The 12,142-nt window shown below is 60.0% G+C and carries 10 protein-coding genes and 1 tRNA gene; 4 read left to right on the plus strand and 7 right to left on the minus strand.

Annotation, left to right across the window (positions count from 1 at the left end):
• Positions 1 to 284: 284 nt before the first annotated feature.
• Genes CNQ84_RS08490 through CNQ84_RS08505 form a run of 4 tightly spaced genes read left to right on the plus strand, consistent with a single transcriptional unit; the run spans position 285 to position 5,880 of the window.
• Positions 285 to 1,115: a type IV toxin-antitoxin system AbiEi family antitoxin domain-containing protein gene (locus tag CNQ84_RS08490; RefSeq protein ID WP_096004460.1), complete on the plus strand. Its 831-nt coding sequence runs from the start codon at positions 285 to 287 to the stop codon at positions 1,113 to 1,115.
• A 45-nt stretch (positions 1,116 to 1,160) separates the two neighbouring features.
• The gene (locus tag CNQ84_RS08495; protein ID WP_245841295.1) at positions 1,161 to 2,069 is read left to right on the plus strand and encodes a nucleotidyl transferase AbiEii/AbiGii toxin family protein; all 909 of its coding nucleotides are present in this window, start codon (positions 1,161 to 1,163) and stop codon (positions 2,067 to 2,069) included.
• The gene (locus CNQ84_RS08500; RefSeq protein WP_096004462.1) at positions 2,066 to 5,155 is read left to right on the plus strand and encodes a type I restriction endonuclease subunit R; all 3,090 of its coding nucleotides are present in this window, start codon (positions 2,066 to 2,068) and stop codon (positions 5,153 to 5,155) included. Before CNQ84_RS08495 ends, CNQ84_RS08500 begins: the two co-directional genes overlap by 4 nt.
• Positions 5,155 to 5,880: a M48 family metallopeptidase gene (locus CNQ84_RS08505; protein WP_096004463.1), complete on the plus strand. Its 726-nt coding sequence runs from the start codon at positions 5,155 to 5,157 to the stop codon at positions 5,878 to 5,880. The genes CNQ84_RS08500 and CNQ84_RS08505 overlap by 1 nt, the downstream gene beginning before the upstream one ends.
• A gap of 271 nt (positions 5,881 to 6,151) precedes the next feature.
• Here CNQ84_RS08505 and CNQ84_RS08510 read toward each other — a convergent pair.
• The 7 genes from CNQ84_RS08510 to CNQ84_RS08540 all read right to left on the minus strand — a co-directional run bounded on the left by CNQ84_RS08510 (position 6,152) and on the right by CNQ84_RS08540 (position 12,140).
• Positions 6,152 to 6,227, minus strand: a tRNA-Thr gene (locus CNQ84_RS08510).
• A 415-nt stretch (positions 6,228 to 6,642) separates the two neighbouring features.
• Positions 6,643 to 7,854, minus strand: a complete 1,212-nt coding sequence (locus tag CNQ84_RS08515; protein WP_096004464.1) for a methyltransferase — start codon at positions 7,852 to 7,854, stop codon at positions 6,643 to 6,645.
• A gap of 9 nt (positions 7,855 to 7,863) precedes the next feature.
• Positions 7,864 to 8,568: an ABC transporter permease gene (locus CNQ84_RS08520; RefSeq protein WP_096004465.1), complete on the minus strand. Its 705-nt coding sequence runs from the start codon at positions 8,566 to 8,568 to the stop codon at positions 7,864 to 7,866.
• The gene (locus tag CNQ84_RS08525; protein WP_096004466.1) at positions 8,565 to 9,257 is read right to left on the minus strand and encodes an ABC transporter permease; all 693 of its coding nucleotides are present in this window, start codon (positions 9,255 to 9,257) and stop codon (positions 8,565 to 8,567) included. Before CNQ84_RS08525 ends, CNQ84_RS08520 begins: the two co-directional genes overlap by 4 nt.
• Before the next feature lie 42 nt (positions 9,258 to 9,299).
• Positions 9,300 to 10,049 carry an ABC transporter substrate-binding protein gene (locus tag CNQ84_RS08530; RefSeq protein WP_096004467.1) on the minus strand — a complete coding sequence of 250 codons (750 nt, stop codon included), beginning with the start codon at positions 10,047 to 10,049 and terminating at the stop codon, positions 9,300 to 9,302.
• An 11-nt stretch (positions 10,050 to 10,060) separates the two neighbouring features.
• Positions 10,061 to 10,828 carry an ABC transporter ATP-binding protein gene (locus CNQ84_RS08535; RefSeq protein WP_096004468.1) on the minus strand — a complete coding sequence of 256 codons (768 nt, stop codon included), beginning with the start codon at positions 10,826 to 10,828 and terminating at the stop codon, positions 10,061 to 10,063.
• A gap of 256 nt (positions 10,829 to 11,084) precedes the next feature.
• Positions 11,085 to 12,140, minus strand: coding sequence for a linear amide C-N hydrolase (locus CNQ84_RS08540; protein ID WP_245841296.1), 1,056 nt, complete (start codon positions 12,138 to 12,140; stop codon positions 11,085 to 11,087).
• Positions 12,141 to 12,142 lie beyond the last annotated feature (2 nt).

Consider the following 12,142-nt stretch of genomic DNA (forward strand, 5'->3'; position numbering starts at 1 on the left):
CTTGATCCACTTTGGCGAAAAGCGATAAGGCCAAACGGCTGTCCGGCCTTGAGCGTCACAGAGGTGCTCAGAAAGCCGGATGGCTGACAGCAGAATGCCACCACCAGGAGAGCTGCGAAAGGTTTAAAAATGACAGCGAATACGGCGTTTTCCGCCGTAACGGCTTGATAAGTTAAACCAGTACGCTACGCTGGTTTAAAAATCCCTATCAATACGGCATGTATCGCCGTAAAGTCTTAACAACTTAAACCGCCTCTCTCACTTTATGGTGTATTCAGCCTGCTATGTCTGATGTCTCCCGCCCTAGAACCGCCGCCGCTGGCGCTGATACGCTGAGCACGCTGCTGCCGATGGGCATGGTGGCGAGTCGGGCGTGGTTGCTGGCGCACGGCCTGAGCAAGGACAGGCTTGATAACCACGTCAAAAGCGGCCGTCTCAGAAAATTGGCCCGGGGCGTCTTTTGCCAGCAGCATGCGGCATTGAACTGGGAGAATGTGGTGGCGTCCTTCTCCTTGTCGATGGATATCCCGGCCTATGCCGGAGGCCTGACCGCCCTGGAGGAATACGGCTACAGCCAGTACCTCACGCTGGGCGCCCAGCGGGTGATTGAGGTGTACAGTACCTTGCCGGAACCCAGCTGGCTGCAGGCGCTGGCCGAGCATGTCGAAGGCGTGCGCTTTCGCTGGCACAAGACACAGCGCCTCTGGCAGCCGGAGGTGGTTGAGCAGCAGATTGGCGTGATCCATCGCCCCTGGAGCCCCAGCGCCAATGCACAGGTACTGGCGCGTGCCGAAACAGCCTATATCGAGCTGCTGCATGAGGTGCCGGGGCAGATCAGCTTTGAGCATGCCGATGAAATCATGCAAGGCTTGACCAGCCTGTCACCGCGCAAGGTAAGCCAGATGTTGGCGCACTGTAAGAGCATCAAGGCCAAGCGCCTGTTTTGCTGGCTTGCTGATCGGCACTCCCACAGCTGGTGGAAAACGCTGAGCGACCAGGAGGTGGACTTGGGCAAGGGCAAGCGGGTGATTGAGCAAGGTGGGCGCCTGGATAAGCGGTATCTGATAACGGTGCCGGCCAGCCTGTATCAAGACTACCCCGACGGCAAAACCTGATGAGCACTGTGCTGAATGGATAATACAGAGCGCTATCGCCAGCAGGTGCAGCTGCTGTTGCAGGTGTTGCCGCTGGTGGACAAGGAACGCTGCTTCGCCTTGAAAGGCGGCACCGCCATTAATTTGTTTGTCCGGGACTTTCCGCGGTTGTCTGTGGATATCGACCTGGTCTATCTGCCCATCGAAGAACGACAAACGTCGCTGGATAACATTCAGCAGGCCTTGACGCGTATTGCCCAGGATGTAGAGCGCCGGTTGCATGGGGTAACCGTCACCCAAGCCTATGAAGCCAAGCCGGATGCGTTACGGCTGGTGGTACAGCGCGGCGCGGTGCGCATCAAGGTAGAGCTGTCTCCGGTGTTACGGGGCTCGGTATATGAACCTGAGCGCAGAGCGGTCTCGGAACGGGTTGAAGACGAATTCGGCTATGCCGAGATGCAGGTTGTCAGCCTGGCTGACCTGTATGCCGGCAAGATTTGCGCTGCCTTGGACAGGCAGCACCCTCGTGATTTATATGACATCCACCTGCTATTGCAGAACGAAGGGCTGACCGAGGCGATACGCAAGGCGACCTTGGTGTACATCATCAGTCATCCTCGGCCGATAGCCGAGCTGCTGAACCCCCACCGCAAAAACATTGGCGATGTGTATCGAGGTGAGTTTGCCGGCATGGCACGCGATGATGTGCCGCAAGAGACATTGGAAGCGGCCAGAGAGCAGCTGATCCGCTTGCTCCATTGCTCTATCAGCGATGCTGAAAAGCAGTTCTTGTTGTCCTTTAAAAACAAAGCGCCGGATTGGGCCTTATTGGGGCTGGATGGCATTGAGGCGCTGCCCGCAGTACGTTGGAAGATGAAAAACCTTGAGCAGATGCGCGCGCCAAGTCATCAGCAGGCGTATAAAACGCTAGAGGACGTATTACACAGACTCGGTAGGGACGAGGAGTTGGAGTGACTCAGGACGAATACGACAAGGTTGAAGCCCCGGCTTTGATGCAGCTGCAACAACTGGGCTGGCGCTATATGCCGGGGGCAGCGCTAGCCCCTGAAGCGGTTGGCCAGGAGCGCGCGTACTACCGCGATGTGGTGCTGACCAAACAGCTGGAGGCGGCGCTGCGGCGCCTGAACCCGTGGATCAGCGAAGAGAACCTGCGCAAGGTGCTGCGCGGCTTTACCCATCCCAATTTTGCCGGACTGGTTGAGTACAACAAGGCCATCTGGGAAATGCTCTGCGGCACCGGCGACCACGCTATTGCCGTGGAGCAGGATCTGGGCGCAGGCCGCAAGGGCCAGACCGTTACCGTGGTGGATTTCGACAACCCGGCCAATAACGACTTTCTCTGCACCAGCCAGTTCAAGGTCGAAGGGCCGAACCAGACCATCATTCCCGATATCGTCTGCTTTGTGAACGGCCTGCCGCTGGCGGTGATCGAGGGCAAATCGCCCTATGTGGCCGATGCCACCGGTGAGGGCATCAACCAGCTGCGCCGCTACGCCAACCTGCGCCGCCCGGAAGACGATGAAGGCGCGCAGAAGCTGTTCTGGTACAACCAGTTGATGGTTTCGACTTGCCGCGATCAGGCGCGGGTCGGCACCATCAGCTCCATGGCCCAGCACTACGGCGACTGGAAAGACGCCTACCCCTACACCGATGCGGATATTCAGGCGCTGGCGCAGCCTGCAGCAGCGCAGAGCGTGACCGACGTACCCTCCGCCGCTTATCTGGTTGCTGCGCAGCAGGTGGCGGCGAGCGCATCCGCAAGCACCGAGGCGGTAACCGCCCAGCAGCGTTTGCTGATGGGCATGTTCAGCCGCGATACCTTCCTTGACCTGATCCGCAATTTCATTCTGTTCGAGCCGGTGGAAGGGCGGTTGATCAAGAAGGTCGCCCGCTATCAGCAGTACCGCGCGGTCAACAAGGTGATCGCGCGGCTGAAACACGGCAAGGACCGCAAGGAGAAATCCGGCGTGGTGTGGCACACCCAGGGCTCGGGCAAGTCGCTGACCATGGTGATGCTGGCGGTGAAGATGCGCCGCGACCCGCAGCTGCAAAAGTACAAGCTGGTGTTCGTCACCGACCGCACCCAGCTGGACAGTCAGCTCTCGGCGACCTTCCGCGACGCACAGAACGAAACCATCCACAACGCCACCTCGGTCGCCAGGCTCAAGGAGCTGCTGACCCGCGATGCGTCCGACATTGTGACGGCCATGGTGCAGAAGTTTCAGGATGCCGCCGAGGCCGGCGACTTTGCTGACCTGAACACCAGCGACAAGATCATCGTGCTGGCGGATGAAGCACACCGCACTCAGTTTGGCGGGCTGGCCGCGACCATTAACGCGGCGCTGCCCAACGCACCCAAGATCGGCTTTACCGGCACCCCGCTGCTAAAGAACCAGAAAATGGATCAGGCCTTTGGCGGCTATATCGATCAGTACAAGATCAACGAGGCGGTGGAAGACGGCGCCACGGTGCGCATCATCTACGAAGGCCGCCAGGTCAGAACCGAGGTGGCGGGTGAGTCGCTGGACGCGCTGTTCGACGAGTACTTCAAGGATTACAGCGACGACGAAAAGCGTGAGATCAAAAAGAAATACGGCGTAGAGCGCGCCGTGCGCGAAGCCCCGGCGCGGATTCGCTGGGTGTGTATCGACCTGCTCAAGCACTACCGGGAAAAGATTCAGCCCGACGGCTTCAAGGCGATGATTGTGGTGGGCAGCCGCCATGCCGCCACGCTGTACAAGAAAACCCTGGATGAGCTGGGCGCGCCACCGTCCGAGGTGATCATCAGCGGCAAGCACAATGATGAAGCCTACCTCGCCCACTACACCGACAAGGCCCGGCACAAACAGGCCATTGATGCCTTCAAAAAGCCCCTGAGCGAATACCCGCTGGCCTTCTTGATCGTCAAAGACATGCTGCTGACCGGCTTTGATGCGCCCATTGCCCAGGTGATGTACATCGATCGCAGCCTGAAGGATCACACCCTGATGCAGGCCATCGCCCGAGTGAACCGCGCCTACAAAGGCAAGGACGCCGGTTTTGTGGTGGATTACTACGGGCTGTCGGATTACCTCACCGAGGCACTGGAGCAGTTCAGCAGTGATGACGTGGAGGGCACCTACCATACCCTCAAAGATGAGATCCCGAAGCTGAAGGCTGCGCACACGCGAGTGGCACAGGTGCTTGCGGGGGCAAAGAGCAGCGACATTGATGACTACGTGCTGCAGCTCAAGAACGAAGACCTTCGCCAGCAGTTCGAGCTGGCCTTCAAGCGTTTTGCCCGGCAGATGGACGTGGTGCTGCCTGATGCTGCTGCCCGGCCGTTTATTGCCGACCTGAAGGTATGGGGCAAGGTACAGAACGCCGCCCGCACCCGCTACCGTGACCCGGGCTTGAATATCAATGACGCCGGAGAAAAAGTCAGGCAATTGGTGAATGAGCACATCCTCAGCACCGGGGTAGACCCGAAGATCCCGCCGGTGGACCTGATGGCGGCCAACTTCCGCGAATCGCTCCAGCAGATCAAGTCACCGGAATCCCGCGCCTCGGAGATCGAAAGCGCGATCAAGCACCACATCACGGTCAACCTGGAAGAAGACCCGGAATATTACAAGTCGCTCAGCTTGCGCCTGCGCGACATCATCGAGAAGACCAACGGCAAGTGGGAGCAGCAGCTGGAGCTGTTGCTGAGCATGGTCAGTACCCTTGAGAGCGACCGCAAGCAGGCAGCCAAAGACCTCGGCCTCACCGAAACCGAGCTGGCGTTCTACAACATCCTCATGGCTGAGGTGATGCAGCTGGGCGATGGGGATGTGCTGGATGAGGCTGTGCACGAAGAGATCAAGGCGACGACCCGTGCGCTGGTCGAGATGTTCGACGAAGCCACTCAGATTGTGGATTTCTTCAAGAAAGACGAAGAGATCAAACGGATGAAGAAGGCAATCAAGCGGGCCATTCTGGATTGCTCATTTGCCGACAAGGCGCTGGTAGGCGTCGTGCAGGATCGCTTTATGGAATTGGCCAAGAGCAAGTTCACCTGATGGCAACCGCACGCGAACCCGAGTACCGCGATGGTCACGGCTTTATTGCCGAAGTTATTCGCACCCGCCGCAGCAAGACAGCGGATATCCGCGTGGAAGACGGCGCGGTATCGGTCGTCGTGCCGCTGAATACGCCAGCGGAAAAGATTGACCAGTTGCTGGTAACCAAGCGCCGCTGGATCAAGGAAAAAATCGCCCTCCAGCAGGAGGCGACCCCGGTAAGGGCCAAGCGCTATGTCTCCGGTGAGGCGTTCAGCTATCTGGGCCGCAACTACCGCCTGAAGGTCGAGGCGGGCAACTTTGCGCCGGTGAAGCTGGTCAATGGCCGCTTGGTGGTCACCGTGCCCGGCGGCGCGCAGCAGCCGCATGTCATCCGCAATGCCCTCGTGCGCTGGTACAAACGGCAAGCCGAGCAGAAGCTGCTGGAGAAGGTGACGCGCTACGCGCCGATGGTGGGCGCACATCCGGCTGGCGTGGGTGTGCGTTCCTTCAAGTCCCGCTGGGGCAGTTGCACTGCCAAGGGCGCCGTTGAGTTCAATTGGCAGATCATGATGGCGCCGACTCGTATGGTCGACTACGTCGTCGTCCACGAGCTGTGCCATCTGATCCGCCACGACCACTCGCAGGCCTTCTGGCGCGAGGTGGAGCGGGTGATGCCGGACTATCAGCAGTGCCGTGAGTGGTTGCGGGAGAACGCCGCGAAGCTGGTGTTCGAATCGCCCTGATTACGCACAGCGGCAGCGTGGCTAGCTACCCGGCTTTGCCCCTATGGTAGGCGTTGCCTTCCAGCATGGGCTGGCAGCCTCCTCTGAAAACCCGACATAAAATCCGCAGAACGCCGCAAGCGACGTCGGCGGGAGCGGTAATGTTTAATGCGCGGGACGCACTTTCCCCAGGCTTGCCTGCCAGCACTGCGCACATCTAAACGATGTGATAACCCGAGCTATCATGCAGGCACAAAAAAGGCCTGCGATTTCTCGCAGGCCTTCTATGTTGTGGTGCCGGCACCAAGAGTCGAACTCGGGACCTACTGATTACAAGTCAGTTGCTCTACCAGCTGAGCTATACCGGCGCGGGGTGCATTATATATCGCCAGATTCCTGTGTAAAGAGATCGGCGGCCGCTATGCGCGCTTTTTCGCTGTGGATTTTATCCCCTGCCAGACAAATCTCACTTGTGCATGACTTTTCTACCGACGCTTCACAAAGTGCTTGCAAGCCGTTGTTTTTACACACAGAGCACAACTGATCAACATTTAGCCTGTGCGCGCCAGCCCGCGCCAATTCTGGCTTTGGCAGGGTTACTCCAATGTCATCAACACAGTTATGCACAGAAGGCGTGGATAACCACAGGCCAGCACAAGCTGTGGATAACCCTGTGCGCAAGCGGTAGACAGGCTGGTGAGTAACTGTCAGTTGTTGTGTATAGACTGCATGGACCCATTGCACACGCCCTGTAGAGCCTTGAGCGCTCGTTCCACCCGGCGTTCAGACTTGATCAGGGCTTGCTGTCGCCAGCAACAGCAGGTTGCGCGGAGTCAGTTCCGTGTCGCAGAACTCGCCCAGGCTGACGCTGTAGCCGGCTTCCTGTAGATAAAGGGCGCGCTCGATCACCAGCCAAAGCTCCAGGGGGCGACGGAACAGCCCGGCCACCAGTTCCAGGTTGCGTACTTCGGCCAGCCGCTGCCAGCCGCGCTGCTCCAGTGCGTCCCAGCAGGGTGGCGCCGGTAGCGCCAACTGGTGATGCTGGGCAACGGCTTGGCATAACTGCTGCAGGGTATCCGGCGCGGGGCCTGGCGGTTTCGAGGGAGTGGGCAGGTAGGCATCGATCCCGCGGGTTTCGCGCTGCCAGAGGTCGCAGGCCAGCCGCCAGGCCATGGAGCGGTCGCGCTGACGCCGCTCACGGGCACCCGCAGTCACTGTCTGCTGTAGCGGTAGACCCAGCTCGTCGCGGCTGAGCTGCAGTCCCGCTTGTCTGCCGGCATTTGATAAAGGTTGGTGCTGCGGCGCGCTGATTCGGTTGTAACAACAAGGCGACAGCGCCAGCTGTGCACAACCGGCAGCCACTACCTGTTCGATCAGTTGCCGGTGCAGATCACCGCAGGCGTGCAGGGCCACCGCAGCGTCCTGCGGTTGCAGCTGCGCTACAGGCAGCTGCATGACATCCGCCGTCAGATGCTGCACCGGCAGTTGCAGTTGCTGGCTGAGCTGCTGCCCGGCATCACACAGGGCGGCGTCCCACTCCAGGCAACACACCGGACATTGGCTGTGCCAGGCCAGCAGCCGGCCAAGATGGCCCTTGCCCGCGCACCAGTCGACCCAACGCTGCGGCGGTGCCGGCATACGCGCAGAAGTGACGGCACTGAAACGGGTAATCTGCTGCCACTTGCGCCCCGGAATATGCCGCTGCAGCGGCTCGGGTATCGGCTCCGCCAGCTCGCCGTGCCAGCGCGGCACACGGCACAGCTCGCGCGCCTGGGCGGCCAGCGCGCCAAAGGGCTCAGGGGCATCGGCCAGCAAGGCCGGCTGCAGCTGCGCCGCCTCGGCGTCGGCCAGACTGCGCTGACGCAACCAGCTGGCCAGCACGGGCCAGTCCTGCTCCCAGGACAGCTGCAGGTGGGTAAACGGACGCTCACGCCACAGCGCCTGATGGCGCTGCAGCCAATCAGTCAGCTGATTGAACCGGGTGAGCAGCTCCACGCGTGGCGGTCAGCGTTGCTGCCGGCTGGCGTCGACCTTGAGCCAGCGCTCGACCAGCCGGAACAGCTGGGTGAACACCAGGGTGATGATCAGATACATGACACCGGCGACAAAGAAGAACAGCTCGTACTGGTAAGTACGCGAGTTGATGGTGCGAATCACCCCCATGATGTCCATCATGGTGATGGTGTACACCACGGCACTGGCCTTGAGCATGAGGATCACCTCGTTGCCGTAGGCCGGCAGGCCGATGCGGATGGCACGCGGCAGGATGATGTATTGCAGCGCCTGGCGCCGCGACATACCCAACGCCCGAGCCGCTTCCACCTCGCCCGGCGGTACCGCCTGGATGGCGCCGCGCAGAATCTCGGCGATGTAGGCCGAGGTATGCATGGTCATGGTGATCAGTGCACACCTGTAGGGCTCGCGCAGATAGGGCCAGAGGAAGCTCTTGCGCACCACCTCGAACTGGGAAATGCCGTAGTACACGAGGAACAGCTGCAGCAGCAGCGGCGTACCACGGAAGAAAAAGATATAGCTGTAAGGCAACGCGCGCACATACCAATGCCGCGATGCCCGCGCCAGCCCCAATGGGATAGCGAAAAACAGGCCAATCAGTACCGCCAGCCCGACCAGTTGCAGGGTGACCAGGGTGCCGTCCCACAGCTGCGGCAGAAAGCGCTCGATAGTCGCCCAGCGTTCAGCCCAGGTCATAGCTCAGTCCTCACAAAACCACGGTTGGCGCGACGCTCGAACCAGTGCAACGCGCCCATGATAAAGACCGTGAGGAACAGGTAGATCAACGCGGCCAGCAGATAAAAAGTGAAGGGTTCCTTGGTGGCGTTGGCGGCGGTTTGCGCCTTGCGCATGATCTCTTCCAGGGTGATCAGCGACACCAGCGCAGTATCCTTGAGCATGATCAGATACAGGTTACCCAGCCCCGGCAATGCGACGCGCCACAACTGCGGCAAGGTAATGCGCCAGAAGATGCGCAGGTTGGACATGCCCAGCGCCTGCCCCGCTTCTTTCTGCCCCTTGGGGATGGCCAGCAACGCACCCCGAAACACCTCCGTGGCATAAGCACCAAAGCACAGTGCCAACGCGAAAGTACCAGCCACAAAGGGGCTGAGCGACAGCTGCGGATTACCGAACCAGGCACCGATGGCATTCATGGCCGACACGGTGCCGAAGTACATCATCAGTACCCAGACCGTTTCGGGTACACCACGCACCACCGAGGTATAAAAGCCGCCCAGCAGGCGCGGCACGCGCTTGTCCGACACCTTGGCAGAGGCGCCAAGCAGGCCGAACAGCAGCCCCAGGGCCAGCGAGGCCAGGGACAAACGAATGGTCATCCAGGTCCCTTCAAGCAGGGCTGGACCAAAACCGTGAAGATCAGGCATGAGTTTACATCCAGGTCGGGCCCCGCAGGGCCCGACTGGTCATCAGTAGATGCTGAAGGGGAAGTACTTGGCGTTGATGGTCTCGTAGGTACCGTTCTCGACAATGGTCTGCAGCGCCGCATTCAGACGCTCGCGCAGCGGGTCGCCCTTGCGCACGGCAATACCGATCTGGTCGTTGTCGAACACCGGCTCGCCCTTGAACTCGAAGTCTGCGCCAGCATCGCTCTGCAGCCACTCGTACTGGACAAAGTTGTCAGCCAGCACGCCGTCAATGCGGCCCGCGCTCATGTCCAGGTAGGCGTTCTCCTGGGTGTCGTACAGACGAATGTCAACGACATCGCCCAGGTTGTCTTCCAGCCACTGACCGGCGATGGTCGCGCGCTGGGCACCGATGGTCTTGCCGTCGAGGCTGGCTTCGTCAGTCTGGAAGTCAGCGTCTTTGGGCGCCACAAACTGCAGCTTGTTGGTGTAGTAGGGCTCGGTGAAGTCAACGGCCTGCTTGCGCTCGTCGGTGATCGACATGGAGGCGACCAGGAAGTCGAACTTGTTGTTGTTCAGGGCCGGGATAATACCGTCCCAGTCGGAGGTCACGACGGTGCACTCCACCTGCATCTCGGCACACAGGGCCTTGGCGATATCCAGGTCAAAGCCAACCACTTCACCGCTGGCATCGATCTGGTTGAAGGGAGGATAAGCGCCCTCGGTACCAATGCGCAGGGTCTCGGCAACGGCAGGTGCACTCACGAACAACGCGGTGGCAGCCGCCAGCAACATCTTCTTGTACTGATTCATGGTACGACTCCTTACTTGTGGCTAGACATGAACTGTCGGCAGCGTTCGGAACCTGGGTTATCGAACACCTGATCCGGGGTGCCGATTTCTTCGACCTGCCCCTGATGCAGAAACACCACCTGACTGGACACCTGCCGGGCAAACCCCAATTCGTGGGTAACCAACAGCATAGTACGGCCCTCGTCAGCCAGTGTACGAATCACGCTGAGCACCTCCTGCACCATTTCCGGGTCCAGTGCCGAGGTTGGCTCATCAAACAGTATTACTCGCGGCTGCATCGCCAGCGTGCGCGCGATGGCGGCGCGCTGTTGCTGACCGCCGGACAACTGGGCAGGAAAGGCATGGCGCTTGTCGGCGATACCGACCTTGGCCAGAAAGGCTTCGGCCGCCTCGACCGCTTCGGCCTTGGACTGGCCCAGCACGCGGCGCGGCGCTTCGATGATGTTGTCGAGGATGCTCATGTGCGGCCAGAGGTTGAAACTCTGGAACACGAAGCCGACGCGAGCGCGCAGCCGGTTGATCTGCCGATTGTCGGCGGCGACCAGTTCGCCCTGCCGGGCGCGCTTGAGCTTGAGCTCTTCGCCGGCCACCAGAATCTGGCCGTCATGGGGGTTCTCCAGCAGGTTGATGCAACGCAGCAGCGTGCTTTTGCCGGACCCCGACGATCCCAGAATGGAAATAACATCGCCGTCGCGGGCGATCAAATCGACACCCTTGAGTACCTCAAGGTCGCCATAACGTTTGTGCAGGTTGCGCACTTCAAGAGCGGGTGAAGTCACGTATCAGTATCCACCAGGCTGTGTTGGCCATCAGGTATGAGGTGCCGCACTTGTGATGCGCCACCGTTAGACAAGTCCGTTTGTAGTCATCCGGTTGTCATGCTGATGGCAAACCTAGCACAGCTGCTAACCATGACCAAGCGCCTATCTTCGGTCACATTGAGCCTTTTCTAGGCAAAAGGCTTGCCATCTTCATTGATCCCGCACCCGGAACGCCCGAAACAGAGCCATCAGGGCAAACCGTCAGCAGCGACGGTCACAACCCCATGAACCGAAACGGTGCAGCTTCGACAAAGTCTGCCGTCGCGTCGCCCGAATAGGTGTGGTCCTGGTCCTTGCCAAGATCAAGGCGGCGCACACTACCTGTCTCAGAAGAAAAGTCAACTCGCTTGAGATCAACCCAGAAGGTGTTGGGGGTCAGCGCCGACTCAAAAAAGTACAGCAGACGCTGGTGATCAGCGACGGTACGCCAACGCGTGGAAGAGATATTCGGCTCGCTCGGGGTGGTGATGCCGTAGGGCACCGAGACATTGCGGATGACGCTGAACACACTGGCGACGGCGCGGTTGGCATCCTCGCTCTTGGGTATCGCGTTGACATAGAAGGAGGCTCTGGCAAAGCGGTCCGCCGCGCGATTGGTGCCCGGCAACATCACCGTGCCACCGATCTGACGCCAATAGGTATCCAGCGCCAGCTGCTGATCAAATATCGGCGAATTGGTCATTACCTGATACTCGCGCGAGTGATGAATCACCTGTTCGCCGTCAATGTACTCGACAATGGCACTGTCGCCACTGGCATCGGACAGCGACAGATGCAGGGTCGCCATCCGGTCTTCACCCGGCACCTTGTCGGTAACCAGCAAGAAGGGCTCTTCACGCAGGGCGGTTACCGCTTCATCAACCGAGGCAAAATTATCCAGCACATACTGCGCCCAGGCTGAAATGGCCAGTCCGGGGCGGTCCGCCGAATACGCGGGATAGTCGGACTCCACCAACCACAGCACATTGGCGACCAGGCCCGCCTCATTCATGCCGTCGGTGGTCGAGATGTCATAGCCGCTGGCGATCACGCTGCCGTATTGGGACGTCCACTCGATCGAGTTGGGCCCCGCCTCGCCATTGCGTTGCATGCCGCGCGGAAAAACCCACAGGTGGGTATCAATGTCGTTACGCCAATCCATCGAGCGCGCGGTAACAACCTGTTCTCCCGCCCCCAGATACACCAGTCGCGTGCAGGCATCGGCCTGCTGCACGCCCAACCCTGACGCGACCAGCACGCCCCCTAAAAACGCCTGTAAAACCTTGCGCATCG

It is taken from the genome of Pseudomonas abyssi (genome assembly GCF_002307495.1).
Lineage (GTDB): Bacteria > Pseudomonadota > Gammaproteobacteria > Pseudomonadales > Pseudomonadaceae > Halopseudomonas > Halopseudomonas abyssi.